The organism is Burkholderia arboris, from assembly GCF_902499125.1.
Classification (GTDB): domain Bacteria; phylum Pseudomonadota; class Gammaproteobacteria; order Burkholderiales; family Burkholderiaceae; genus Burkholderia; species Burkholderia arboris.
Genome location: NZ_CABVPX010000016.1, coordinates 154,496 through 181,165, shown reverse-complemented (window position 1 = coordinate 181,165; position 26,670 = coordinate 154,496). Strand labels below are relative to the sequence as shown.

Here is a 26,670-nt window from a genome sequence, read left to right as displayed (position 1 = left end):
AGCGCACCCGTAACCTGATTCACCACGCCTTGCACCGGCGCCAGCGGATTCGCGCCGCCGCCGATACCGCCCAGCGCTCCCGTCACCTGGCCCAGCGCGCCGGTTAGTGCACCAGCCGGATTACCGCCACCAAGCGCACCCGTTACTTGATTCACCACACCCTGCACCGGCGCCAGCGGGTTTGCGCCGCCGCCGACATTGCCCAGTGCACCCGTTACCGTGCCAACCGCATTGCTCAGCGTCCCCGTCGCCGTGCTCAGCGCACCCGTCAATGCGCCTGCGGGGTTGCCGCCATTCAGTGCTCCCGTCACCTGGTTCAACACGCCTTGTACCGGCGCAAGCGGCTGCACCGTGCCGCCACCGCCGCCGAGTGCGCCCGTCACCGCCCCCACGGCGCCCGACAGCGCTTGACCGGGATCGCCGAGCGACGTCTGGATCGCACCCGACCCGCCCGCCGCAACGGTAACCGAGCCCAGCGGCGACGTGCCCGTCGCGACCAGCCCGACCGTCACGCTGTTCGTCGGCGGATTGACGATCACTTGCGGGATCGGCAGCGAATCGAGGGCCCCCGCCATCGCGGAACCCGAAGCCAGCACCCCGAACACCGTCGCGACCGACAGCGCCACACCCGTCAATTTAAGATTGTGTCCCATCGTTATTTTCCCCATCTCGGTTGGCACCACGTTGATAAAGCATGGGGACGGATTGCACGAAGCGTGCCAATTCAAAAAAGCGGATTGATTCGTCTGGCCATTAGTGGTCAATAACGCTTTTTTAATCGATTTCAGACGAAATACACGGGCTTCCGATCCCAAATCGTCTGACGATAGACGCTGCCGGGACGCGGATGTAACGTAACGTTTGCGAGCCCCGTGGTAACGTGTTCCGGTACATCCCGCGTAACGCCGGAACACCCGGCCGCGATAGCGCCCTATACCGTCAGCGACCGCCGCCGGTTGCGCATTTCAGCAATATGAAAATGCATTGATAAATCGCGAATTTTCTGATTTTATTTATCTCGCGATTTTCTTTCTTGCCGATTACGCAGATCATTTCCGATTGCGTGGCTTTCGATAATTCGGATAGCCGAATGAAAAACTGTGAAACGCGCGCATGGCCGCCGGCATGAGCGGGGCAGCGCGCGCCGGCGGCCGGAGCCGCCCTACCGCGCGACAGGTTCAACCGAAGCGCGCGGGCCGGTACGGATGGGGATCGATATAGGTCGGCGCGCCCGTCATCATTTCGGCGAGCAGACGCCCGGTCGCGGGGCCGAGCGTGAGCCCGTGGTGGCAATGGCCGAACGCGAACCACAAATGACGGTGGCGCGGCGCGGGCCCGATCACCGGACGCATGTCCGGCGTGCAGGGCCGCATCCCGAGCCACGGTTCCGGATCGAGCCGTTCGCCGATGCCGAACGCGTCGCGCGCCAGCGGTTCGGCCCGCGCAAGCTGCACGCCGGTCGGCGGCGCACCGCGCAGCGCGATCTCGACGCCCGTCGTGAGCCGCAGGCGGCCGCCCTCCATCGGCGCGACGACGAAGCCTTCCTCGGTATCGCACACGGGCACGTTCAACGGCGTGCGCGTCGGCCGGTAGTGCATGTGATAGCCACGCTTGGCGCGCAGCGGAATCCGGTAGCCGAGCGGCGCGAACACGTGATCGGACCACGGCCCGAGCGCGACCACGGCCGAGCGCGCGGCAATCGGCCCGTGTTCGGTCCCGACCTGCCAGCCACCGTCCACCTGCACGAGCGTCTTCGCATCGCCGAGCACGAACGTGCCGCCGTCGCGCTCGAACAGCCGCGCGTAGGCCTTGGTCAGCCCGCCCGGGCTCGACACCGTCTTCGGGTCCTGCCAGTGGAAAGCGCCGCAGAATGCGTCGCCGATACCCGGCTCGCGCGCGCGCAGCGCATGCGCATCGAGCACGCTCATCCGCAACCCGTGCGCGTCGGCCACGCGCTGCTGCGCGCGCGCCTCCGCGTCGAACAACGCGGGCGAACGGAACGCCTCGATCCACCCGCCGTCGTGTACGAGGGGCTGCGCATCGGTCCGCGCGAGCAGCGCATCGTGCTCGACGACGCTCGCCGCGACGAGCGGCAGCAGGTCGCGCGCGGCGGCCGCGAGCCGTTGCGGCGACGATTCGCGCCAGAAGCGCGCGAGCCAGCCCGCATACGCGGGCAGCGCGCGGTAGTCCCAGTAGAGATCGACCGAGCGGTTGCGTGCATAGCGCAGCAACGTGCCGAGCCGGCGCGGAAACGCGTACGGCACGACCGACGAGCGCTCGATCAGCCCGGCATTGCCGTGGCTCGTTTCCTCGCCGGGCGCGCGCCGGTCGACGAGCGCGACGCGCAGCCCGCGATCCTGCAGATGCAGCGCCGACGACACGCCGACGATGCCGGCTCCCAGAACGATGACGTCGAAATCCATGGTTCCCTGTACCGTGTCGAGATTCGATGGGCGGCGCACCGGCATCGCGGCCGGCGCGCGGCGATGCTTACTTCGCGATGATGTCGCGCTTGAAGTACTTCTGCGACAGCGCGCTCAGCGTGCCGTCCTTCTTCAGCGCGTCGAGCGCGCCGACGATCTTCGCCTGCAGCGCCTTGTCGTTCTTGCGCATCCCGAAGCCCGTGCCCTCGCCGAGCGTCGCCGGATCCTTCAGCGCGTCGCCGACGATCTGGTAATCGCGGCCGGCCGGCTTGTCGAGGAAGCCGTCCTGCGCGGTCTGCGCTTCCTGCACGGCCGCATCGAGCCGCCCCGCGACGAGATCGGCGTAGATCTGGTCCTGATCCTGGTACGACACGACGGCCACGCCCGCGTTGGCCCAGTGCGCCTTCAGGAAATCCTCCTGCGACGAGCCCTGCAGCACGCCGACATGCTTGCCGCGCAGGCTCGCGACGTCAGGCCGCAGCGGCGAACCGCGCCTGGCCACCATCACGATCGGCACCACGTAGATCGCCGGCGTGAAGTCGATGCTCTGCTTGCGCTTCGCGGTGATGTTCATCGCCGAATTGATCGCGTCGAACTTGCGCGCCTGCAGCGCCGGGATCAGGCCGTCGAACGCATTCTCGACCCACACGCATTTCATGTTCAGCTTCGCGCACACCGCATTGCCGATGTCGACGTCGAAGCCCTGCAGCTGACCGGCCGGCGTCTTGCTCTCGAACGGCGGATAGGCCGCTTCGATCCCGAAGCGCAACGTGGTCTGTTCCGCATGGGCCGTGACGGCCGCGCACGCGAGCGCCGCAGCGGCGCAAAGGGAAAGCTTCCAGTTCATGACGGTCCTTCCGTTCTGGATTGAGGCGATGGAGATCGGTTGCACGACGCCCTCGGCCGGGCGCCGGATCGGCATTCGATGCAGGCGGCCGCCGCGTGGCGGCACATCCTGTCCTGCACGCGAAATATAGACTCAAAGTCTACTATAGACTATAGGGGATACGAGAGTCTCGTCCTGCCGCACCCCGCCCGGATTTCGACACCTCGCCAAAAGATCCTTGATTTCATGATGTTTTTCATCATCCAGGCAACGACACAACGTCTCGAAAAGAAAAATCCTCCAGAATTTGTTTGTCTATATTAGACTTTTCGTCCATCACGAACACCACCGGACACCGCCTTTCGAGACGGTCTGTCCGGCACCGACCGGAGATGTCCCCATGACGCAAACCGTCCCGACCCTGCCGCTGACCGTCGACGAAGCCGCCGTGCGTGCGGCGCTGCCATCGCTCGACGTGCTCGGCACGCTGCGCCGCATGTTCGCGTCGCTCGCCGCGGCGCGCGCGGTGCAGCCGCCGCAGACGCTCACGCTGTTTCCCGACCAGGCCGGCGACTTCATCACGTATCTCGGCGCGCTCGCCGATGCGCAGGTCTTCGGCGCGAAGCTGTCGCCGTACGTGGTGACGGGCGGCAAGCCGATCGTCACCGCGTGGACCGCGCTGATGTCGATGCAGACCGGCCAGCCGCTGATGTGGTGCGACGCGGGGCTGCTGACCGTCGAACGCACGGCCGGCACGACGGCGCTCGCGGTCGACTGCCTCGCGGCGCGCGACGCACGCCATCTGGCGATCGTCGGCGCAGGCGCGGTCGGCCTCGCGCACCTGCGGCACACGGCGGCACTGCGCGACTGGGAGACGATCCGCGTGTACTCGCCCGCGCTCGCCGGCGATGGCGCGCAGCAGGCAACGCTCGCCGAACTCGACTCGCGCGCACGTGCGGCTGCGAGTGTCGAAGCCTGCGTGCGCGACGCGGACGTCGTGATGCTGTGCACGTCGTCGGGCACGCCCGTGCTCGGCGACGGGATGCTCACGCGCCCCGCGCTCGTCACGTCGATCAGCACGAACGTCGCGCGCGCGCACGAAATCCCGCCCGCATGGCTGCCCGACATGGACGTGTACTGCGACTACCGGCACACGACCCCGGCAAGCGCCGGCGAGATGCAGATCGCGGCGGCCGATCACGGCTGGGAGGCCGGGCGGATCGTCGGCGACCTGCCCGCGCTCGTCGCCGGCGCCTGCGCAGCGCCGTCGCGCACGCGTCACGCGTTCTTCCGCTCGATCGGCCTCGGGCTCGAGGACATCGCGATCGCGCACGCACTGTATACGCAGCTGACGCGCGCATGAGCGGCACGCGCACGCGGGGCCGATACAATGACGCAACCGCCGCGGCGGCCGCGCGCGGGCGCACGGGCATGCCGGCCACCGGCGCGCCGGCACGCCGGCCCGACGCGCTGCCCGGCTCCCGCCCACCCGAGATGGCGACACCGATGCGCAAGAAGAAATCCCCCGTCAAAGACCTGCTGCTCACCCGCTATGCGCCGATCGCCGACGGTATCGCCGCGCTGTTCTTCCCGTACGCGGAAGTCGTGATCCACGACCTGCACGACCAGACCGTGCTGTATCTCGCGAACAACCTGTCGAAGCGCGAGGTCGGCGACGATTCCGCGCTCGAGGAGATCGATCATTCCGCGCGCGAACGCGTGATCGGCCCGTACGAGAAGCTGAACTGGGACGGCCGGCGGATGCGCTGCGTCAGCAACGTGCTGTTCGACGACGACGGCCGCCCGGCCGGGATGATGTGCATCAACTTCAACATTGCGGTGTTCGACGAGGTGCGCGCGACGCTCGACCTGTTCATCAAGGGCGCGGGCGTCGTCGCCCAGCCCGACGAGCTGTTCCGCGACGACTGGCAGGAGCGCATCAACACGTTCCTGCACGGCTGGCTGCGCGAGCGGCAGGTCGGGCTGAACGGGCTCACGCGCGAGCACCGGCGCGAGCTCGTCGAGGCGCTCTACGCGGAAGGCGCGTTCCGCGGCAAGAGCGCGGCGAACTACGTCGCGAACGTGCTCGGGATGGGGCGCGCAACGGTCTACAAGCACCTCAAGCACCTGAAGGAAACGCAAGGCGACGCGTAAGCGCTGCGCGGCGGGCGCAACGACGGCCCGCATCGGTCATCGCTACCGGGAAGCCATTTCCCTGTCTATGCTTCGTGATACGCCGGGTACGGCCCCGTTCCGCACGGGTCTGCGCGCGCCCTGGCGTCGACGCATAAAGTGATATAGTCCCGGTTACACTTTTTTTGCCGCCCTGGACCGCCCATGACGACCGCCCCCGCCCCGACTGCCCGCCCGACCCTGACCGTCGAAATCTGGTCCGACCTGATCTGCCCGTGGTGCTGGATCGGCAAGCGCCGTTTCGACGAGGCGCTCGCCGCGTTCGCGCATGCCGATCGGGTCGACGTCGCGCTGCGCGCGTACCGGCTGATGCCCGGCCAGCCTGTCGAGCCGGTCGAGGCGATGCTGGCCGGCAAATACCGGATGTCGCCCGCGCAGGTCGACCAGATGCTGCGCCAGGTCACCGATGCGGCCGCGAGCGTCGGGCTGCGCTACGACCTGCCAGGCACGCTGGTCGGCGATACGCTCGACGGCCACCGGCTCGTGAAGCTCGCGGAAGCGACCGGCCGCGCGCACGCGCTGACCGAGCGCCTGTACCGCGCGTATTTCTGCGAGCACGGCTCGTTGTTCGATCATGCCGAGCTGACCGAATTCGCGGTCGAAGCCGGGCTCGAACGCTCGGCCGTCGAAGCCGTGCTGCGCAGCGACGCATACCGCGACGAAGTCGAAGCCGACATCGCACGCGCCGCGCAGATCGGCGGGCGCGGCGTACCGTTGTTCGTGCTCGGCGGCCGCTACGCGGTGTCGGGCGCGCAGCCGGCCGACGCGTTCGCGCAGGCGCTCGAACAGGCGTGGCGCGACGGCATCGTCGAACTCGACGGCAGCGATGCGGCCGCCTGCGGCCCCGACGGCTGCGAACTGCCGGCGCGCTCGTAACGCCCTGCTCCCTTTGTCAGTCGCGCGCGGCCCCGCGCGCGACTACGCGACGCTCCTGCCACAAACCGGCAGGAAGCCCGCGCCGATGGCGTCTACAATGCATCCTTTCAAATAACTATCAGAAGGCTGCAAGCCCATGACCCACGGGATCCACGGCGAGAAGCGCTGGTACGCGCTGATCGTTCTCTGTCTCGGCGTGCTGATGATCGTGCTCGACAGCACGATCGTGAACGTTGCGCTGCCGTCGATCAGCACCGACCTCCATTTCACCGAAACGGCCCTCGTGTGGGTCGTCAACGCGTACCTGCTGACGTTCGGCGGCTGCCTGCTGCTCGGCGGCCGGCTCGGCGACCTGTACGGCCAGCGGCGCATGTTCCTCGCCGGCCTCGTCGCGTTCACGCTCGCGTCGCTCGCCTGCGGCCTCGCGCAATCGCAGGCGATGCTGATCGCCGCGCGCGCGGTGCAGGGGCTCGGCGGCGCGGTCGTGTCGGCCGTCTCGCTGTCGCTGATCATGAATCTCTTCACCGAGCCCGGCGAACGCGCGCGCGCGATGGGCGTCTACGGCTTCGTGTGCGCGGGCGGCGGCAGCATCGGCGTGCTGCTCGGCGGGCTACTGACGAGCTCGCTGTCGTGGCACTGGATCTTCCTCGTCAACCTGCCGATCGGCGTCGCGGTCTATGCGATGAGCGCCGCGCTGCTGCCGCGCATGCGTGCGCCGGCCGGCACCGCCCGGCTCGACGTCGCGGGCGCGATCACCGTGACCGCATCGCTGATGCTGGCCGTGTACGGGATCGTCGGCGGCAACGAGGCCGGCTGGCTGTCGACGCAGACCGTCGCGCTGATCGGCGCGGCCGTCGTGCTGCTCGCGCTGTTCATCGCGATCGAGTCGCGCGCCGCGCATCCACTGATGCCGCTGACGCTGTTCGCCGCGCGCAACGTCGCGCTCGCGAACGTGATCGCCGTGCTGTGGGCGGCCGCGATGTTCGCGTGGTTCTTCCTGTCCGCGCTGTACATGCAGCGCGTGCTCGGCTACGGGCCGCTGCAGGTCGGCCTCGCGTTCCTGCCGGCGAACCTGATCATGGCCGCGTTCTCGCTCGGGCTGTCGGCGCGGATCGTGATGCGCTTCGGCATCCGCGGCCCGATCGCGGCCGGCCTGCTGATCGCGGCCTGCGGCCTCGCGCTGTTCTCGCGCGCGCCGGTCGACGGCGGTTTCGTGTGGCATGTGCTGCCCGGCATGACGCTGCTCGGCATCGGCGCGGGCGTCGCGTTCAACCCGATGCTGCTCGCGGCGATGAACGACGTCGACCCGGCCGATTCCGGGCTCGCGTCGGGGATCGTCAACACCGCGTTCATGATGGGCGGCGCGCTCGGGCTCGCCGTCCTCGCGAGTCTCGCGGGCGCCCGCACCGACGCGCTCGCCGCCGCGCAGGCCACGCCGCTCGACGCGCTGAACGGCGGCTACCACGCCGCATTCGCGTTCGGTGCAGCGTTCGCCGCGGTGGCCGCGCTGATCGGCCTCGCGCTGCGCATCCGGCCGCAACGCGCCATCGAAGGCGCCGGATCCGCGATGCACTGACCGGCGACTCGCCAGGGCCGGCAACCGGCATCGAACCCGGGCGCGCAGTGTCGCGCCCTTTTTTACGCGCGCCGGATGCGCGACGCGGCACATGCGCCCGATTCGTCATACTTGTGCGGGCCGACGACCGCCATCGGCCCTCCGCCGGCTCGAACGCCCGTTTCACGTTTGCCCGGCCGCCTGCCGCACGGGCCTTCCCGGCCGATTTTTAACGCAGTCGTACATTGACGCGCCACTTTTGCGACAATGGCGGACTTTGACGCGCGCGCCGCAGCCGCGCGCCGCCGCCGAACGCCGCATAACCGCCTGCTTCCGATGTCGCTTCCCCATATCGATCTGCTGTACTCCCTGTCCGGCCTGTTCGTCGGCATTCTCGTCGGCCTGACGGGCGTCGGCGGCGGTTCGTTGATGACGCCGATCCTCGTGCTGCTGTTCGGCGTGCATCCCGCGACAGCGGTCGGCACCGACCTGCTGTACGCGGCCGCGACCAAGGCCACCGGCACGCTCGTCCACGGCCTGAAGGGCTCGATCGACTGGCGCATCACGGGCCGGCTCGCGGCGGGCAGCGTGCCGGCCGCGGCCGTCACGCTGTGGTGGCTCCATACGCACGGGATGAATACGCCGGGCACCGCGCGGATGATCCAGCTCGTGCTCGGCGTCGCGCTGCTGCTCACGTCGCTCGCGCTGATCTTCCGGCCGCAGCTCACCGCATTCGCCGCGCGCAACCCGCTCGCGCCGAGCCCCGCGCGCACGCTGTGGTCGACCGTGCTGACGGGTGCCGTGCTCGGCGTGCTCGTGTCGATGACGTCGGTCGGCGCCGGCGCGATCGGCGTGACGGTGCTCCTGCTGCTGTACCCTGCGCTCGCGACGACCCGCATCGTCGGCTCCGACATCGCGCACGCAGTGCCGCTCACGCTGGTCGCCGGCATGGGCCACTGGCTGCTCGGCTCGGTCGACTGGTCGATGCTGCTGTCGCTGCTGCTCGGCTCGCTGCCCGGCATCGTGCTCGGCAGCCTGCTGTCGGCGCGCGCGCCCGAGCGGCTGCTGCGCAACCTGCTCGCCGCGACGCTCGTCGCGGTCGGCGTGCGGCTCGTGCTCGCGTAAGCGGCCCGGCACGACGACCCGCGCGCATCGACACACTCCCTTCGCCAACGAAAAGCACCGTCCCTGTTGGCGACTGGCCTTCACCTCATGTCTTGATGAACGCCCCGGCGAGTCTCACGGCGTACCTGTCAGCGCATGTGCAACGGGCAGGTATTTGGCCAGGATGCTCAGCATGGTAGCGGCCTCTGCCTTCGAAACCGGGGGAAACGGGGAAACGTACGACGTGCCGTTGCGGCGCTCGTGTGCCTTCGTGATGAACGCAAATTCCTGCGGACTCACGCCCAGCGAGGTCGACACGCGCTGGATGGCTAGGTTACGGCCGGCATCCTTGGTTCGCACCTCATAAAACTCCAGGATCGCCTGTACCACCTGAAAATAGCCTTCGTGGGCCAACGTCAACACCTGCAGATGCCGGGCGTGATCCAGTTCATCGGCAGTGGCCTTGTAGTCCGCGGCATTGCGCAGGAAGCCCGCGATTGCCCCGGGCGTCGGCGCAACCGGATCGAAGGCTTTCGTCCTGATGAGGTTTTCGTATTCAGCTGGGCGCGGCATCACAGTATCCTCAGCATTGGGCCTTGGGCGATCTGGGCCATGACGGGGTCCGCGTCGACCAGCGCAGCCCATTCCTCAGGCTCGTACAAAGAGAAATTGACGGGGCGCAGCAGGCTTTGCTCGACCACGTGCAGGGCTTCAGATAGCTCGAGAAGCCGGACGTTCCCGATGACGATCAGGTCGATGTCACTACGGCCGCTGTCGGAACGCTTGGCCACCGAGCCGAACACGAACGCCGTGGTGATCTGCGCGGCAAACGGCGACAAGGCCTCCTTCAACGGCTCCGCGACGGCAAACGTCTTGCGCGCGATGCTGACCAGTTCCGGATAAAGGATGAATTCCGTATTCGCGCGAATGCTCCGTTGTCTGCCTCGTCGGGCGTCTTCCATCAATACGCCGACCTCGACCAACCGATCCACCTGCTTTTGGGCGCTACCGCGCCCACTGTCTGCCAGGCGTAGCAGTTCCTGTAACGTAAAGCTGCGGTCAGGTTGCAGCAGCGTCGCACCCAGCACCCGCTGCATGCCCGGTGTGAAGAGAAAGTCGGCGAGACTCACATCAATCCTCAATGCAGGGACAATTGTCCTCATTATGAGGATTTTCCATCAAATCCTCAATAGAGGGCTATTCATCCCTCTTTTGAGGATCACACATCGACGCGTCTACCTCCAGACACGACGATGCCCCGAGAGTCCGTGACTCACGGGGCATCCTGGAGAATGACGGCACCGCCATCGACACACGCCACGTGAGGAACCGGGGCGCGTGACGAGGCGGTGTTCTGCATGTCGCTTCGGGCGACGAGCCGCCCGCGGCGCTTACTGCCCCTGCTGCTGCAGTTTCTGCTGCTTGAGCTGCTGCGTGCGCGCCTGCAGTTTCAGCACGCGCTGCAGTGCAGTACGGTTCGCGAGGATGCCGTCGTAGAAGCTGGCGAGATCGCCCTTCAGCGCGGTCCGCGACGCGTCGTTCAGGTAGATCATGTGGCCCGACGGGTAGTTCTTGATCGTCAGGTTCTGCGCCTTGAGCGTCGGATCGAGCGGCATCTGCGCGAGCGTCAGCTCCGTCTGGTGGAACGGCGTGACGGCGTCGAAATAGCCGTTCGCCGACAGCACCTTCAGATCCGGGTTCACGCTCATCGTCGACGCCAGGTCGCCGGCCGTGTACAGCGTATTGCCGCCGCCCTTGTTCGCGCCGGTCGGGTCCGTGTGGCTGAAGTCCCAGTTGTTGAAGACCTGGTCGTTCAGGTCCACGAACGACGACGTCGACGTGTACTTGAGGTCGGTGTTGATGTAGCTGTTCCACAGCACCGTGTACGCGCCGCCAACGTTCGTGATCGACGGATCGTTGCTGCCCGAGTTCGGCAGGATGTACGGCGCGATGCCCTTGCCCGTGAAGTTCGCGCGACCGTCGTACTGGCCGATCTGCGTGCCCGGCACGAGCGTCAGGAAGAACGTGTACGGCGGGTTGTCGTTCGACGACGGCACGTTGCCGAGCGCGGCCGGGTTGCCGAACGTCTGGATCAGCGACGTCGGGTCCGTGCCGATGTACGAGCCCATCTGCTGCGCGGTCTGCAGGTTCAGGTTCAGCCGCACGTTCACGAAGCCGCCGTCCTGCGGGTTCGGCTTCTGCGCAAGCGGCGCGAGCGTGTTGTCCGCATAGTTGCGGGCCTGGACCATGTACGCGTCGAGATCGGTCGGCGTCGGGTTGAGCGTCGTCTTCTTCCAGTAGAACGCATCGGCCGCGAGCGTCGGGAACGTGCCCGGCGCGGACAGCGCGTTCGCGTAGTCGAGGATCGACGACTGCAGCGTGATCCCGTTCAGGTCGATACCGTCCTCATGTAGCACCCACGACACGACCGCGCTGCGCGCGGTGCCGTACGACTCGCCGTACAGGAACTTCGGCGAATTCCAGCGCGAGTACTTGGTCAGGTAGCGCTGGATGAAGCGGTCGATCGAGCGCGCGTCCTGGTCGGTGCCCCAGAAGTCCTTGTTCTTCGCCGGGGCGATCGCCGCCGAGTAACCGGTGCCGACCGGGTTGATGAACACGAGGTCGGTGCGGTCGAGCAGGCTGTCCGGGTTGTCGAGCAGCTTGTACGGCGCGGGCGGCGTGAAGTTCGGGAACGACGACTGCAGGCGTTTCGGGCCGTACGAGCCGAGCAGCAGGTAGACCGACGACGAGCCGGGGCCGCCGTTGTAGAAGAACGTGACCGGGCGCGGCTTCGACGGGTCCGGGTTGTCCTGCGTGTACGCGACGTAGAACATCTTCGCGTTCGGCGCCGACGTGACCGGATCGATCGTCGTCAGGTGGCCCGTGGTCGCCGTGTACTTGATCGTCTTGCCGCCGATCGTGACCTGGCGGTGCACGACCGCCGCGCCTTCGGTCGAATCCGTGACCGCGTCGTTCGGCCCGGTACCGTACACGTCGGTGTCGACGTAAGGCTGGTCGGCTGCAGCGGCGGCCGTTGCGTTGGTGTTGGCCGACGTGCTGCCGCTGGACGTCGCGGCCGCGGCGGCGGCCGACGCGGTCGGGCTCGGCCCGTCGTCGCCGCCGCACCCCGTGACGAGCAGCGCCGCGGCCGCGGCTGCGGCGAGCGGCATGCTCAAAGTCGTTCCGAATAGCGCGAAACCGTCTTTCAAGGACTTCCGTGTCGTCATTATTGCCTCTCGAACAGAACGATAAATACCGCCGGTCGCAAAGGATCATTTGCGCCGGCGCTCCGCACCGGGAATGCATTCGTTATGCGACGCACTCCGAGTTTTTTACCGAATCGGCAAATACCGACCGGCATGATTTACCCCACCCATGTTTTTTTGCAACCGCACAATGGAATCAATTCCATTGCAAACGACAATTCAATAATCCGCAGCAATGCGAATTCATTCCGCGCATTCGCACTCGTACAAAATCGACGGCCAAAGGATGCCCCGCAAAGCCCGCCCATCAAGGCGTCTTCACTTTGAACAGACGAACAATCCCCCTCGGCGAGATGCCGATTAATCACGAAATACCGATCAATCGCAGCTCGAGCCGATTTAATAAAATCGAAAGGATCGATTAACTAAACGGAAAGGAATATTCTCGTATCTGGAATTTATTAAATTAAGTGAAAATACCGGCGCATAATAGGTTCCGGATTTACCGCCGTAAAGTAATAATTTGTTACGGCGCTCGCCATTCCGATAAAAGGCAGTGCGGGACCGATTCCAGACGACGAAAGGAAAAAAGCCGGACGGCGGTCCGGCTTGGTCGGGGCGGCGCGGCGGGCGCCGTCAGAGCGGCACGTCGATCGTGCCGGCGCCGGTCGTGATCGCGTTCGCGCCCGGCGCGGCCGAGATCGGCGGGAGGTTCGCACTCGTCAGTGCAGGGGCGGCGCCCGGCGTGCCGCCGCGCGGCACCGTGCGGATCACCTGCGACGGCGGCAGCGGCGCGCCGTTCTTCAGGTGCTGCCACATCAGGTTCAGCGCCTGCAGGTTGTAGTAGTGGACGGGAACGAAGCGCGTGTCGAAGCCCGGGACCGGCAGGAACGCGTCGAAGTGCTGGCCGTTCGTCACCTCGTAGAACACGAGCTGGCTGCGTCCGCCTTCGCTGATGCCGTTCTGCGCGACATACGCGCGCGATGCGTGGTTCACCGGCACGAGCGCATCGCTGCGGCCCTGCACGATGATCGCCGGCTTGCCTTGCAGGTTCGCGTTCACGCGCACCGCGTCGACGTTCGCGGGCATCCCGAGCATCCCGTTCGTCCACAGCTGGCGCAGGCACAGCGCGCCCGCGAAGCTCGCATCGGGCGTCGCGAGCCGGTGGTCGACGCCCGCGCCGTTGTTGAACACGAGGTCGATGCCGGCCGTCGGCGGCACGCCGTTGCCGACGCCGAACACGGCCGGCATCGGCGAGGCGGCGGGCGCCGCGACCGCGCCCGTCGCCGGGTTCGTCGTCGCGAAGCTGAAGTTGCACAGGTTGTCGGTGACGCGCGAGCGCGTATACGCGTTCGCATAGGTGACCGCGATCGCCGGAATCGCCTGCGAATCCCACATCGGCGCCTGCAGCAGGTCGGAATCGGCCAGATAGCCGGCCGCATGGAGCTGCGCGAGCGCGTCCGCGGCCTGGCTCTGCGTATCGGCGCCCGACACGAGCCCGGCTGCGGCGAGCGTCGCACAGCGTTGCGTGCGGATCGACTGGGTGGTCGCGGCCGGCAGCGCGCTCAGGTACGGCGCAGCGGCGAGCGATGCCGATGCGGCCGCGCACGGCTGCAGCAGGTTCGCAAGCGTCGCGTAATCGGCCAGCGGCCGGCCGAACGACGGCACCGGCTGGCCGCCCGTGCGCACGAGCGCATTCGGCGCCATCCGCACGTTGATCTGCGGCTCGCCGACCACGACCGCGGTGATCCAGCCGCGACTGTCCTGCTCGGCCGCCGCGAGCGACGCGCCACCGCCGTTGCTGACCGATGCGGCGATCGTCGTGACGTCGCCCGGGCGATAGCGCACGCCATGATGCGAGCCGTCGATCAGCGGTCCGAACTGCTCGTTCAGCGCCCAGTACGCGAACTCGACCGACTGCAGCGTCACGCGCCCCCAGTCCTGCTCGGGATTCTGCTGCGAATGCGCGTGCTTGAACGCATAGCGGTTCGGGAAGCGGTTGTTGAATGCGGCGAGATCGCCGCTCGTCACGTTCGCGGTGAACAGACTCGCGGTGCCGGCCAGCACCGCGTTGGCGAGCGTGCCGTCGATCAGCGTGACGGTGTCGGAGCCCAGCTCGTGCGCGCCGTTGCCGCCGCCCTTGTCGTTGTAGGCCACCGCGCAGCCGCGCTTGAGCGCCCACTCGCCGGCCGCGGAAATCGCGCCGTACACGCCGCGCGAGCCCGACGACGTCGCGGTGACGATGCACGGCTGCGCAGGATTGAAGCTGGCGGGCACCTGCACGAGCAGCGTCACGTTTTTGCTGCCGCTGCCGTCGTCGGAGTACGCGAGGTATTCGGTGCCGGGGATCTTGCCTTCGCCGAGGGTGGTGTTGCCGTCGAGGTCGACGTTCGGCCCCCAGAAACGGCCGTAGCCGCCGTTCGCGCTCATGTCGACGAGCGCACGGTAATTCGACCAGATCGCGAGACGGCGCAGCTCGGCGCTCGTCGGCCGCGACGCGTTCGCGAAGCCGGGCGCGGTGGCCGCGCCGAGGCCCGTCTTGCCGAGGCCCGCCGTCAGCAGGTCGTCGCTCGCGCCGTCGTAGGCCGTCGTGCGCACGCTGCCGGACACGAAGCCGGGCAACCGGTTGCGCTCGGCCGAATCGTCGCCGTTGCAGGCGCCGAGCATCGCGACCGCGGCCAGCGCCGCGCCCCACACCATCCGCCTGCCCCACCCGAGCCTCGTCATCGCCGCCCTCTCGATATCGTTATCGGTCCGCCGCCGCGTCGCGCGCGGCTGTCGGCCTCTGAAGCGCAAACGGGCCCCGGCATGCCGGGGCCCGCCTGGAAACGGGCGCCTGCGGCGCTTGCGCGCCGCCGCCCGGCATCACTGCTGCTGAACCGTCAGCTTGTTCGTGACCGACGTCACGCCCTTCACGCCCTTGGCCGCGGCTTCGGCCTTGTCGATCTGGTCCTGGGCCGGCATCGTGCCTTCCAGCGTGATCGCGCCACCCTTCGAGCGTACGACGAGGTTCGACACATTCACGCCCGATTCCTTCGAAATCGCCTTGCGCACCGCGTAGCCGAGCTTGCGGTTCGCCTTCTTCGCGGTTTTCGCGGCAGCCTTCGGCGCGCTCGTCGCGGCCGCCGGCGCTTCCGTTGCCGCCGCGTCGCTCGACTGCGCATACACGCTGCCCGACAGACAGGCCGCCACGGCGGCGACGCCCAACGCTCTCAACACGATCGACTTCATGCTATCTCCTTATCACTCCGGAACGGCCGTGCACAGTACGGCCGGATACCCCCAAAAACAGCCGGCCCGCGCGCGAACGGGCGGGACAGCCGGTGTTTTCCACGGCGATACGAGAGAGGCGGCACGGGCCGGCGGTCGGCGCACGCTGATAGCGGGCCGGCCGGGACGGACAGCCGCCGGCCGGACGCGCCCGGTCTCATTGCGTGCCGGGTCGCGCGCGAATCGGGCGCGGCTGCGTCGCACAATGTAATCCAGCGCCCGCGGAAGCGCAAAGCTTTTGACGCGGGGCCGCCCGCCGCTGTCGCCGCCGCGCCGCGGCGGGCCGCCCGACTCGCGCACGTGCGGTGAAACCGGGTACCATCGCCGCGAGAATCCGCATCGCCCGTGACAACCGCCCGACCGTCATCGATGCGTCACGCCAGCGTCATCCGCCGACCCCATGAAGCCTGCCCGCCCTCGCCCGCCCCGCCGCATCCTCGCCCGCTTCGTCGCGGTGTCGTGGCGCGACCTCGCGCTGTCGATCGGCCCGACCGTGCTGCTCGCCGGCGCCGCCGTCTGGCTCGCGGTCAAGCTGATCCAGCCGGCACCGCCGTCCACGCTGGTGATTTCGTCCGGGCCGCCCGGCAGCACCTACTGGAACGCCGCGCAGAAATACAAGGCGATCCTCGCGAAGAACGGCGTCACGCTCGACGTCCAGTCGTCGGAAGGGTCCGCGCAGAACCTCGCGCGGCTGTCGAACCCGAACGCGCCGGTCGACGTCGGCTTCGTGCAGAGCGGCATCGGCCCGAAAGAGCGCGACGAGCACCTCGTCTCGCTCGGCAGCATCGGCTACGTGCCGCTCGCGATCATGTACCGCGGCCCGGTCGTCGCGCGCCTGTCCGACTTCAAGGGCAAGCGGCTCGCGCTCGGCGTGGAAGGCAGCGGCGCGCGCGAGCTGAGCCTCGCGCTGCTGAAGATGAACGGCATCGTGCCGGGCGGCTCGACCGAGCTGCTGCCGACGGCCGGCGAAGACGCCGCGACCGCGCTGCTCGACGGCAAGATCGACGCGGCCTTCCTGTCCGGCGACTCGACGCAGATCCCGGTGATGGCGAAACTGTTCCGCGCGCCGGGCGTGCACGTGTATTCGTTCACGCAGGCCGAGGCCTACGCGCGGCGCTTTCCGTACCTGACCGCGATCACGCTGCCGATGGGCGTCTACGATCTCGGCCACAACCTGCCGCCCGCCGACATCCACACGGTCGCGCCGACGATCGAACTCGTCGCACGCGACTCGCTGCACCCCGCGCTGTCCGACCTGCTGATCGAGGCCGCGCGCGAGGTGCACGGCCACGCGACGATCCTGCAACACGCGGGCGAATTCCCGTCCCCCGTCACGCGCGGGTTCCAGCTGTCCGACGACGCGGCGCGCTACTACAAGTCGGGCAAGACCTTCCTGTACCGGCGGCTGCCGTTCTGGGTCGCGAGCCTCGTCGACCGGCTGCTGGTGGTGGTCGTGCCGCTGGTCGTCGTCCTGATCCCCGGGCTGCGGCTCGTGCCGTCACTGTACGGCTGGCGCGTGCGCTCGCGCATCTACCGCTGGTACGGCGCGCTGATCGCGCTCGAGCGCAGCGCGCTCGGCGAGCACACGGCCGAGGAGCGCGTTCAGCTGCTCGACGAGCTCGACGACATCGAGGAAGCCGTGAACCGGATGAAGATGCCGCTGGCGTACGCCGGGCAGTTCTACGTGCTGCGCGAGCACATCGGCTTCGTGCGCGAACGGCTCACCGCGCACGACCACGACGCGCCGGCAGGCCCGCCCGGCGCCAGCGGGCCGCCGCAGGCACGCGCCGAGACCGCGCCGCCGCCGGCCGGCGAAGGCCCCCGGGCGACTCCCGGTTCCGCGTGAGCGGACGATCCGCGATCATTGCTGCATGCGCGCGCCGCCGCGTAACATGGAGGCCGCCGCCAGGCGCCGCACGCCCCACCCTCTGGAGAACGACATGACAACCGGCCTCGATACCGCCCAGCCTGCCTGGTTCTTCGACTTCGTGTCGCCGTTCTCGTATCTGCTGCTCGAACAACATGGCAAATGGCCGGACGTGCCGTTCGAACCGGTCGCCGTCTCGCTGCTCGACCTGCAGCGCCACTGGGGGCAGCGCCCGAGCGCCGACGTGCCGGCCAAACGCGTGTTCACGTACCGTCACGCGCTGTTCCGCGCGGAACAGCTCGGCATCCGCTTCAAGATGCCGCCCGCGCACCCGTTCGATTCCGACAAGCTGCTGCGCCTCGCGATCGCGCTGCGCGCCGACATCGCGACCGTGCTGGAAATGTTCCGCTTCATCTGGCGCGACGGCAACGATCCGTCGACACCGGAAGGCTTCGCGGCACTGTGCGAGCGCGTCGGCGTCGGCCACGGCGACGAACTGATCGAATTCGAGGAAACCACCGCGCAACTGGTCCGCAACAACGCCGACGCGATCGCGCTCGGCGTATTCGGCGTGCCGACGTTCTGGATGAACCAGCAGCTGTTCTGGGGCGAAGACGCGCTGCCGATGGTGCTGTACTGCGCGCGCACGCCGAACTGGCTCGAATCGCGCGAGGTCAAGCGGATCAGCGCGCTGCCGAAGGGGCGTGCGTGATGGCCGGTATCACGCACGGCAACGCGCGGCTGCGGTAAGGTTACGCGTCACCTGAACACCCCCCAACCGATGGAAGACGACGACCGTACCGCCTCGCTCGATATCTGGCTCGTGCGCGTATTGCGCACGCTGCTGCTCGAGCGCAGCGTCACGCAGGCCGCGCTGCGACTGAACCAGACCCAGCCCGCGATCAGCACCGCGCTGCGCAAGCTGCGCGAGACGCTGAACGACCCGATCCTCGTGCGCGGCAAATCCGGCATGGTGCCGACCGAATACGGCGCATCGCTGCTCGAGGCCGCGGCGCGCGCGCTGCGCGAGGTGGACTTCATCGCGACGCCGCACGGCGACTTCGATCCGTCGTCCGCGCGGCGTACGTTTCGCGTCGCGGCACCCGACTACCTGAACGATTTCTTCATGCCGACGCTGATCGAGCGCTTTCGCGACGCGGCGCCGCATGCGCACCTGGAAATCGATTCGCTGAATCCCGCGCTCGACCACGCGGGCGCGCTCGAATCGGGCGCGCTCGATCTCGTGATCGGCAACTGGCCGAAGCCCGACCCGCAGTTCGCGCGCCAGGACCTGTTCTCCGACACGATCGTGTGCCTGATGCGCGACGCGCATCCGCTCGCGCGCGTGCCGCTCACGCGCGAAGCCTATGCGTCGGCCGCGCACGTCGCGCCGACGCCGTACACCGGCGACAAGCGCAACGCGATCGAGATCGGCCTCGCACGCGCGCGCCTCACGCGGCGCATCGTGACGACGCTGCCGTACTTCGGGATCGTGCCGCAGGTGCTGCTGCAGTCGGACCTGATCTTCACGACCACGCGCCGCTTCGCGACGCACTATGCGCAACTGCTGCCGCTCGTCGTCGTCACGCCGCCCGTGCCGTTCCCGCGCATCAAGAGCTACCTGCTCACGCACCCGCAACCCGACCGGCCGACCGACATCGCGTGGCTGTGCGCGCTGATGCAAAGCGTGTCCGACGAGCTGACGGTCGCCCGCACGCGCAAGCGCTGAGACGCGGCCGCTCAGGCCGTGCAGAAGGTTTCCTGCAGATGGGTCCAGCGCGCGACGCCCGCCGCGTCGCGCTCGAACACGGCCGTCGCACGGCGCGCGGGCAGTTCGCCCGAAGTCGCGTGCTGCGCTTCGAGATAGGTGATCACCGCATGCGATGCGTCGGCCGCGAGCACGCGGATCTCCGACAGCGTGATGCGCAGCCCCGGCTTCGCGCCGGCGAGCTTCGCGAACAACGCGCGCGTGCCGTCACGGTCGACCGCGCGGCCGTCGGTCAGGATCATCGTGAAACCAGGAGAAAACGCGGCGAGCAGCGCGTCGAGTGCCGCGGGCGCGGTATCGACGCCGGACAGCCAGCGCTCGATGGCGACGAGGCTCGCATCGAGCGCGTCGAGAAAGATCGGGTGATCGGACATGGTGCGTGCACGGTGAGGTGACGCGCGGCCCGATGCCGCGCGTTGTCGTGCAGTGTATGCAAAATCGCGTGGCCGTGCGCCGGCCGCGCGGCGTTACCGCGAGCAGGACACCTCGTCGCGTGCGCGCCCGGCCGCCACCGCCTTCGCATCGGCCACCGGCATGCCCGAGCGCGCCTGCAGCAGCTCCGCGCACACGGCCACCGCGATCGCGCCCGGCGCCTTGTCGACGATGCCCGCGACGCCGATCGGGCACACCATCTCCACGAGCCGCGCCGGATCGACGCCGCGCGCGGCGAGCCGGCGCTCGAACTTCACGCGCTTGGTGCGCGAGCCGATCATCCCGAAATACGCGTAATCGCGCCGCCGCATGATCTGCGCGGCGAGCGAGAAGTCGAGCGCGTGGTTGTGCGTCATCACGAGGAAGTACGCGCCGGGCGGCGCCGCGTCGACGACCGCCTCCGGCGTGTCGGTCGGCTCCGGCTGCACGTTCGGCGGACATTCGTCCGGGAACAGCTCGTCGCGCGTATCGACCCACTGCACGACGCACGGCAGCGCGCCGAGCAGCGTGACGAGCGCGTGACCGACGTGCCCGGCGCCGAACAGCACGATGTGCATCGGCGCGGGCGCACCGGTCGCGCGGTTGCGCTGGCCGGTGCCCTGCGCGAACGCGGGGATCGGCGCAGTGCGAAGCGAGCGTGCGGGGCCGTTCATCTCAGCCTGCCGTTGCGCGTGCTGCGCGCACCGCGCTGATCGCGCGCAGGATCGACTCGCCGGTGGCCGGCGCGTCGAGCGGCGGGTTCACCTGGTAGTCGCCGACCGCGGCCACCGCGTCGCGCACCGCGAAGAACACCGAGAACGGCAGCAGCAGCGGCGGCTCGCCGACGGCCTTCGAACGGTGGATGCTGTCCTCGACGTTGCGGTTCTTGAACAGCAGCACGTTGAACTCGGGCGGCGTGTCGTTCACCGTCGGGATCTTGTACGTCGACGGCGCGTGCGTCATCAGCTTGCCGCCCTTGTTCCACCACAGCTCCTCGGTCGTCAGCCAGCCCATCCCCTGGATGAACGCGCCTTCGACCTGGCCGACGTCGAGCGCCGGGTTCAGCGACGCGCCCACGTCGTGCAGCGCATCGACGCGCAGCGTGCGCATCTCGCCCGTCAGCGTGTCGATCACGACTTCCGACACGGCCGCGCCGTACGAGTAGTAGTAGAACGGCCGGCCCTGCAGCTTCGACTGATCCCAGTACAGCTTCGGCGTCGCGTAGAAACCGTCGGACCACAGCTGCACGCGCGCGAGGTACGCCTTCGCGATCACTTCGCCGAACGGCACGTTGTGGCCGGCGACCGACACGAAGTCGTTGCCGAACTTCACATCGGCCGCATCGACCTTGCCGTCGCCGAACTGCTTCGCCGCGAACACCGCGAGCCGCTCGCGCAACTGGCGCGCCGCATCCTGCGCGGCCTTGCCGTTCAGGTCCGAGCCCGTCGACGCCGCCGTCGCGGACGTGTTCGCGACCTTGCTCGTGTCGGTCGCCGTCACGCGGATCCGGCCGAAGCGGATGCCGAGCTCGTGCGCGACGACCTGCGCGACCTTCGTGTTGAGCCCCTGCCCCATCTCGGTGCCGCCGTGGTTCACGAGCACCGAACCGTCGGTGTAGATGTGCACCAGCGCGCCGGCCTGGTTGAAGTGCGTGACGTTGAACGCAATGCCGAACTTCACCGGCGTGATCGCGATGCCCTTCTTCAGCACCGTGTTGCGCGCGTTGAATTCGCGCACGCCCGCGCGCCGGGCGCGGTAGTCGCTCGTCGCCTCGAGTTCGCCGAGCAATTCCTGCAGCACGTTGTCCTCGACGGTCTGCCCGTACGGCGTCACGTTGCGTTCGGTCTTGCCGTACAGGTTCGCGTAGCGGACGTCGAGCGGATCGCGGTCCAGCGAACGTGCGACGTCGTCGAGGATGTACTCGATCGCGAACGCGCCCTGCGGGCCGCCGAAGCCGCGGAACGCGGTGTTCGACTGCGTGTTGGTCTTGCCGCAATAGCCGGCAATGTCGACGTCGCCGAGCCAGTACGCGTTGTCGAAGTGGCACACCGCACGCGTCATCACCGGGCCCGACAGATCGGCCGAGAAGCCGCAGCGCGACGTCATGTCAAGCGCCACGCCGTCGATGCGGCCGTCGTCGTCGTAGCCGACGTCGAAGCGGTAATGGAAATCGTGCCGCTTGCCGGTGATCATCATGTCGTCGTCGCGGTCCGGACGCAGCTTCACCGGGCACAGCAGCTTCCACGCGGCGAGCGCCGCGCAGCACGCGAACAGGCCCGACTGCGATTCCTTGCCGCCGAACCCGCCGCCCATCCGGCGGCACTCGACGAGCACGTTGTGCGACGCGACGCCGAGCACGTGCGCGACGAGGTGCTGCATTTCGCTCGGGTGCTGCGTCGAGCAGTACACGTGCATCCCGTCGTCGTCCTTCGGCACCGCGTAAGCGATCTGCCCTTCCAGGTAGAACTGCTCCTGGCCGCCGAGCAGCATCTCGCCCGACTCGCGGTGCGGCGCGACGGCAAGCCGCGCGGCCGCGTCGCCGCGCGCGAGCTTCAGCGGCGGGATCACATAGGTTTCGGCTGCGCGCGCTTCCTGCGCGGTCAGGATCGCCGGCAGTTCCTCGTAGTCGACCTGCGCGCGGCGCGCGGCGAGCCGCGCGGTTTCATGCGACGTCGCGACGACGATGAACATCGGCTGGCCGACGAACTGCACGATGCCCTTCGCGAGCACCGGGTCGTCGTGGATGATCGGGCCGCAATCGTTGACGCCCGGGATGTCGTCGGCCGTGAACACGGCGACTACGCCCGGCGTCGCGCGCACCGCGTCGAAGTTCATCGACACGATCTTCGCGTGCGGCTTCGCCGACAGGCCGAGCGCGGCGTGCAGCGTGCCCGCGACGACCGGAATGTCGTCGGTGTAGGTCGCACGCCCGCTGACGTGCAGGTGCGCGGATTCGTGCGCGCGCGACACGTGGACCTGCGCGGCGTCGGCCTGCGGGTCGAGGGTGCTCAGGAACGGTTCTGCTTGCTGGTTCATGTTCGGTGTTCTCCGTCTTCAGACGCGCGCCGCGCCGGCGCCGGCTTCGGCGGCCACTTCACGCACATTCAGGGCTTGCGGCGGCAGCGGGTCGTGCGGACGCGTCTCCAGCCAGAATCGGTACATCAGGTTCTTCGCGGTATCGAGGCGGTACGTGCTCGTCGCACGCATGTCCGACAGCGGCTGGTAGTCGCGCTCGAGCGCCTGCATCGCGGCCTGCGCGGTGGCTTCGTGCCACTGCGCGCCATCGAGCACGGCTTCGGTGTGGGTCCCGCGCTTCGGCGTCGCGGCCATCCCGCCGAATGCGATGCGCGGCTCGCGGATCGTGTCGCCGTCCGCGATGAACGCGAACGCCGCGCACACGGCCGAGATGTCCGAGTCGAACCGCTTCGACAGCTTGTACGTGCGGAACTGCAGCTTCGCGCGCGCGCCGGTGCGGGTCGGCACCTTCAGGCCGACGACGAATTCGTGCGGCGCCATGTCCTTCTGCTGGTAGCCCGTGTACAGCGCCTCGAGCGGCAGCTCGCGCACCGTGTCGCCGCCGCGCAGCACGACGCGCGCGCCGAGGGCGATCAGGCCCGGCATCGAATCGCCGATCGGCGAGCCGTTCGCGACGTTGCCGCCGATCGTGCCCGCATTGCGGATCGGCAGCGACGCGAAGCGCTTCCACATCTCGGTCAGTTCCGGATACGTGACGGCCAGCGCCGCATAAGCCTTCTCGACCGTTACGCCCGCGCCGATCTCGATCCAGTCGTCGCGTTCCACGAGGCGTTGCAGTTCGGCGATCTGGCCGACGTAGATCAGGTCGTCGAGCCGGCGCATCTGCTTGGTCACCCACAGGCCGATGTCGGTGCTGCCCGCGAGAATCCGCGCGTCGGGACGCTCGGCCTTCAGCGCGGCCAGCGCGTCGAGCGTGCGCGGCGCCGCGAAGCGCGCGCCGTTGACCGTCGTGTAGTCGAACGTGTCGTCGCGCTTGAGCGACGCGAGCGTGCGGGCCAGCGCGGCCGTGTCGACCGGCGCCGACGGCGCCGGCGCATCGAACATCTGCACGGCCGCCTCGACGATCGGGCGATAGCCGGTGCAGCGGCACAGGTTGCCGGTCAGCGCATCGGCGATCTCGGTGCGCGTCGGCACGTCCTTCGCCTTCGTGCACGTGGCGGCGCAGCCTTCGTGGCCGTGCTTCTCGTACAGCGCCCACATCGACATCACGAAGCCGGGCGTGCAGAACCCGCATTGCGAACCGTGGCAATCGACCATCGCCTGCTGCACCGGGTGCAGCGCGCCGTCCGGCTGGCGCAGGTCCTCGACCGTGAGCAGCGCCTTGCCGTCGAGCGTCGGCAGGAACTGGATGCACGCGTTGACTGCCTTGAACTCGACCGCGCCGGTGTCGGTCAGCTCGCCGACGACGACCGTGCATGCGCCGCAGTCGCCTTCCGCGCAGCCTTCCTTGGTGCCGGTGCAATGCGCGTCCTCGCGCAGGTATTGCAGCACGGTGCGGGTAACGTCCGCGCCGCTGACTTCGCGGATCGCGTGACGATGGTAGAAGCGGATCGGCTCACTCATGTCTCGATGATTCTTCAAATGGGGGCAAGGCGGCCTGCGCGGAGCGCCTGACCGACGTTTTTCTGACAGTTTGCACGCTATCACCATCAAATTCCGCAACCCATAGCCCATCACGCATGGGGCCCATATAACTGCCGCGATATGAGCGCCGGGCCCGCCCGGCGCCCTTTCCACACGGTGCGCTGCGGCCGTTCCCGACGCACCCGCAGCCGTCCGCCATCATCGAAAAAAGGTCGCGATTAACTAAATGGTACCTGCGGGAAAACCGGTTCCATGGGAAAATCCCGATTCCCTTTTTCGCCGTCTTCCGTCCGTTTCGTTCATTCGTTCCGACCCCATGTCCACCGATTCCGCCACACCGCCGCGCAGCGGGTTCGCGGTCACGCTGCAAATCGTGTCCGTCGTCTGCTTCACGTTCATCTGCTACCTGACCATCGGCCTGCCGCTCGCGGTGCTGCCGGGCTTCGTCCATGACGACCTGGGCTTTTCCGCGATCGTCGCGGGCGGCGCGATCAGCGTCCAGTACTTCGCGACGCTCGCGTCGCGGCCGCTCGCCGGGCGCCTCGCCGATACGCTCGGCCCGAAGCAGACGGTGCTGCGCGGGCTGATCGGCTGCGGCGCGTCGGGGGTGCTGCTGCTCGTCGCGCTGCTGCTCGCGCACTGGCCGGCCGCGAGCCTCGTGCTGCTGGTCGCGAGCCGTCTCGTGCTCGGCGTCGGCGAAAGCCTGTGCGGTACCGGCGCGATCCTGTGGGGCATCGGCCGCGTCGGCGTCGCACACAACGCGAAGGTGATCTCGTGGAACGGCATCGCGACCTACGGCGCGCTCGCGCTCGGCGCACCGGTCGGCGTCGCGATCGCGAATACGCTGAACCCGGCGCTGATCGGCGTGATCGTGATCGCGCTGGCCGCGCTCGGCTTCTACCTTGCACGGCTGATCGCTTCGGTGCCGCTCGTGCACGGCGAACGGATGTCATACGCGAGCGTGTTCACGCGCGTGCTGCCGCACGGCCTCGGCCTCGCGCTCGGTTCGGCCGGTTTCGGCTCGATCGCGACCTTCGTCACGCTGTACTACGCGGCGCGCCACTGGCCGAACGCCGCACTGTCGCTGACCGTGTTCGGCACGCTGTTCATCGGCGCGCGCCTGCTGTTCGCGAACACGATCAAGACCTACGGCGGCTTCCGCGTCGCGATCGTGTCGTTCGCATTCGAATGTTCGGGCCTGCTCCTGCTGTGGCTCGCGCCGGTGCCGCACATCGCGCTCGTCGGTGCCGCACTGACGGGCTTCGGCTTCGCGCTGATCTTCCCGGCGCTCGGCGTCGAGGCCGTCGCGCTCGTGCCGCCCGCGAGCCGCGGCGCGGCGCTGTCCGCGTATTCGGTGTTCCTCGACCTGTCGCTCGGCATCACCGGCCCGCTCGCCGGCTATGTTGCGGGCGCGTTCGGCTATCCGCAGGTGTTCCTGTTCGCGGCGGTGGCCGCCGCCGCGGGCGTCGCATTGTCGATGGTGCTGTACCAGCGGCAGGCGCGCGTGGCCGGGACGGGCGCGGCGGCCTGACCACGCTGCGCGTCGCATCGCAGCCGGTCGCGCACATCGCGCCGCCCCCCCAAAAAAAACGCCCGCATCGCGCGGGCGTTTTTTTATCCGTTGGCCGGTCCGGCGGACGCGAGCGTCAATCAGGCCGTCCGCAGAAACAGCCGGCGCGTCAGGTCGAACGCGACGAGGTTGCCGGCCACCACGAGCAGCAGCCCGACCACCGCGAGCGGCGACCACTGGTAGCCCTCGAACACCGTCGACACGGCCAGCGCGACGATCGGGAACAACACCGTGCAGTACGCGGCGCGCTCCGGCCCGATCCGGCCGACGAGCGTCAGGTACGCGGTGAAACCGATCACCGAACCCGGCACGGCCAGATACACGAGCGCGCCGAGATAGCGCGGGCTCGTGTCGAGCGTGAACGGCATCCCGGCCGCCACGCTGCCGACGGTCAGGATCGCCGCGCCGATCAGCATCGCCCAGCCGTTGGTCACGAGCGGGTGCAGCCCCATCGACTGCATCCGGCTCGACAGCAGGTTGCCGATCGAGAAGCACATCGTGCCCGCGAACGCGATCGCAAGCCCCATCCAGGTCGCATGGTCGTCGAGATGGCCGGCCATTTGCTGCCAGAACAGGCACGCGATGCCGGTCAGCCCGAGCAGCGCGCCGGCGATCGCCGACGGCCGCAGCGGGCGCCCCATGAACAGCCTGCCGTTGATCGAGTTCAACAACGGCGCGGTCGAGAAGATCACCGCGACGAGCCCGCTCGGCACGACCTGCTCCGCATAGTAGAAGCACAGGAAGTTCAGGCAGAACAGCGCGAAGCCCTGCGCGACGAGAAAACGCCACGCTTCGCGCGGCGGGCGCACCGGCCGGCGCATCACGCGCAGCAGCGCGAACAGCACGACGGCCGCGAGCCAGAAGCGCCACGCGATCGACACGGGCGGCGGCACCGAGCCGAGCTGCCACTTGATCGCGATCCAGGTGGTGCCCCAGATCAGCACGGTGACGAAATAAAGCGACAGGTTCATGGCGGCAATC

21 protein-coding genes and 1 pseudogene are annotated in these 26,670 nt (G+C 68.3%); 9 read left to right on the top strand and 13 right to left on the bottom strand.

Features of this window, described 5'->3' with window-relative positions; all coding sequences use genetic code 11:
• From BLA15945_RS20630 to BLA15945_RS20620, 3 genes and pseudogenes are all read right to left on the bottom strand, one after another.
• Positions 1-653, bottom strand: a pseudogene (locus BLA15945_RS20630) (beta strand repeat-containing protein); the annotation flags it as partial.
• 525 nt (positions 654-1,178) lie between these two features.
• Positions 1,179-2,423 carry an NAD(P)/FAD-dependent oxidoreductase gene (locus tag BLA15945_RS20625; protein ID WP_059235833.1) on the bottom strand — a complete coding sequence of 415 codons (1,245 nt, stop codon included), beginning with the start codon at positions 2,421-2,423 and terminating at the stop codon, positions 1,179-1,181.
• 67 nt (positions 2,424-2,490) lie between these two features.
• Positions 2,491-3,270, bottom strand: coding sequence for an ABC transporter substrate-binding protein (locus BLA15945_RS20620; protein ID WP_059235835.1), 780 nt, complete (start codon positions 3,268-3,270; stop codon positions 2,491-2,493).
• Between the two features lie 379 nt (positions 3,271-3,649).
• On the opposite strand from BLA15945_RS20620, the gene BLA15945_RS20615 reads away from it, so the two are divergent.
• The 5 genes from BLA15945_RS20615 to BLA15945_RS20595 all read left to right on the top strand — a co-directional run bounded on the left by BLA15945_RS20615 (position 3,650) and on the right by BLA15945_RS20595 (position 8,998).
• On the top strand, positions 3,650-4,612 hold the full coding sequence (locus BLA15945_RS20615) for an ornithine cyclodeaminase family protein (protein WP_174993257.1): 963 nt from the start codon (positions 3,650-3,652) through the stop codon (positions 4,610-4,612).
• Positions 4,609-5,403: a helix-turn-helix transcriptional regulator gene (locus BLA15945_RS20610; RefSeq protein WP_174993256.1), complete on the top strand. Its 795-nt coding sequence runs from the start codon at positions 4,609-4,611 to the stop codon at positions 5,401-5,403. The genes BLA15945_RS20615 and BLA15945_RS20610 overlap by 4 nt, the downstream gene beginning before the upstream one ends.
• A 183-nt stretch (positions 5,404-5,586) precedes the next feature.
• Positions 5,587-6,318, top strand: coding sequence for a DsbA family oxidoreductase (locus BLA15945_RS20605; protein WP_059235841.1), 732 nt, complete (start codon positions 5,587-5,589; stop codon positions 6,316-6,318).
• Positions 6,319-6,454: 136 nt separating this feature from the next.
• Positions 6,455-7,894 carry a DHA2 family efflux MFS transporter permease subunit gene (locus BLA15945_RS20600; RefSeq protein ID WP_174993255.1) on the top strand — a complete coding sequence of 480 codons (1,440 nt, stop codon included), beginning with the start codon at positions 6,455-6,457 and terminating at the stop codon, positions 7,892-7,894.
• 315 nt (positions 7,895-8,209) lie between these two features.
• Entirely contained in the window at positions 8,210-8,998 is a 789-nt protein-coding gene (locus tag BLA15945_RS20595; RefSeq protein ID WP_059236882.1) for a sulfite exporter TauE/SafE family protein, read from the top strand.
• A 114-nt stretch (positions 8,999-9,112) separates the two neighbouring features.
• Here BLA15945_RS20595 and BLA15945_RS20590 read toward each other — a convergent pair whose 3' ends face one another.
• From BLA15945_RS20590 to BLA15945_RS20570, 5 genes are all read right to left on the bottom strand, one after another.
• Entirely contained in the window at positions 9,113-9,550 is a 438-nt protein-coding gene (locus tag BLA15945_RS20590; protein WP_174993254.1) for a hypothetical protein, read from the bottom strand.
• A complete protein-coding gene (locus tag BLA15945_RS20585; RefSeq protein ID WP_081051871.1) occupies positions 9,550-10,140 on the bottom strand; it encodes a nucleotidyltransferase domain-containing protein in 591 nt (196 codons plus the stop codon). Before BLA15945_RS20585 ends, BLA15945_RS20590 begins: the two co-directional genes overlap by 1 nt.
• 228 nt (positions 10,141-10,368) lie before the next feature.
• Positions 10,369-12,204, bottom strand: a complete 1,836-nt coding sequence (locus tag BLA15945_RS20580; RefSeq protein ID WP_059235847.1) for a S10 family peptidase — start codon at positions 12,202-12,204, stop codon at positions 10,369-10,371.
• A gap of 615 nt (positions 12,205-12,819) precedes the next feature.
• Positions 12,820-14,910 (bottom strand): D-(-)-3-hydroxybutyrate oligomer hydrolase, encoded by a 2,091-nt coding sequence (locus tag BLA15945_RS20575; RefSeq protein ID WP_174993253.1) that lies wholly within the window; start codon positions 14,908-14,910, stop codon positions 12,820-12,822.
• A gap of 138 nt (positions 14,911-15,048) precedes the next feature.
• Positions 15,049-15,414 (bottom strand): BON domain-containing protein, encoded by a 366-nt coding sequence (locus BLA15945_RS20570; RefSeq protein ID WP_059235851.1) that lies wholly within the window; start codon positions 15,412-15,414, stop codon positions 15,049-15,051.
• A gap of 439 nt (positions 15,415-15,853) precedes the next feature.
• On the opposite strand from BLA15945_RS20570, the gene BLA15945_RS20565 reads away from it, so the two are divergent.
• From BLA15945_RS20565 to BLA15945_RS20555, 3 genes are all read left to right on the top strand, one after another.
• Positions 15,854-17,299: a TAXI family TRAP transporter solute-binding subunit gene (locus BLA15945_RS20565; RefSeq protein ID WP_174993252.1), complete on the top strand. Its 1,446-nt coding sequence runs from the start codon at positions 15,854-15,856 to the stop codon at positions 17,297-17,299.
• A gap of 94 nt (positions 17,300-17,393) precedes the next feature.
• Positions 17,394-18,032: a DsbA family protein gene (locus tag BLA15945_RS20560; RefSeq protein ID WP_059235855.1), complete on the top strand. Its 639-nt coding sequence runs from the start codon at positions 17,394-17,396 to the stop codon at positions 18,030-18,032.
• Positions 18,033-18,101: 69 nt separating this feature from the next.
• Positions 18,102-19,049, top strand: coding sequence for a LysR family transcriptional regulator (locus tag BLA15945_RS20555; RefSeq protein ID WP_059235856.1), 948 nt, complete (start codon positions 18,102-18,104; stop codon positions 19,047-19,049).
• Positions 19,050-19,060: 11 nt separating this feature from the next.
• Here the strand turns inward: BLA15945_RS20555 and BLA15945_RS20550 are convergent, their stop codons facing one another.
• The 4 genes from BLA15945_RS20550 to xdhA form a co-directional block, all read right to left on the bottom strand.
• The gene (locus tag BLA15945_RS20550) at positions 19,061-19,462 is read right to left on the bottom strand and encodes a nuclear transport factor 2 family protein (protein WP_174993251.1); all 402 of its coding nucleotides are present in this window, start codon (positions 19,460-19,462) and stop codon (positions 19,061-19,063) included.
• A gap of 93 nt (positions 19,463-19,555) precedes the next feature.
• Entirely contained in the window at positions 19,556-20,173 is a 618-nt protein-coding gene (xdhC, locus tag BLA15945_RS20545) for a xanthine dehydrogenase accessory protein XdhC (protein ID WP_059235860.1), read from the bottom strand.
• Between the two features lies 1 nt (position 20,174).
• Positions 20,175-22,535, bottom strand: coding sequence for a xanthine dehydrogenase molybdopterin binding subunit (gene xdhB, locus BLA15945_RS20540; protein ID WP_059235862.1), 2,361 nt, complete (start codon positions 22,533-22,535; stop codon positions 20,175-20,177).
• 18 nt (positions 22,536-22,553) lie between these two features.
• Positions 22,554-24,098: a xanthine dehydrogenase small subunit gene (gene xdhA, locus BLA15945_RS20535; protein WP_059235864.1), complete on the bottom strand. Its 1,545-nt coding sequence runs from the start codon at positions 24,096-24,098 to the stop codon at positions 22,554-22,556.
• Between the two features lie 337 nt (positions 24,099-24,435).
• On the opposite strand from xdhA, the gene BLA15945_RS20530 reads away from it, so the two are divergent.
• On the top strand, positions 24,436-25,650 hold the full coding sequence (locus tag BLA15945_RS20530; RefSeq protein WP_059235865.1) for an MFS transporter: 1,215 nt from the start codon (positions 24,436-24,438) through the stop codon (positions 25,648-25,650).
• Positions 25,651-25,769: 119 nt separating this feature from the next.
• Here BLA15945_RS20530 and BLA15945_RS20525 read toward each other — a convergent pair whose 3' ends face one another.
• Positions 25,770-26,660, bottom strand: coding sequence for a DMT family transporter (locus tag BLA15945_RS20525; RefSeq protein WP_059235867.1), 891 nt, complete (start codon positions 26,658-26,660; stop codon positions 25,770-25,772).
• Between the last annotated feature and the right edge of the window lie 10 nt (positions 26,661-26,670).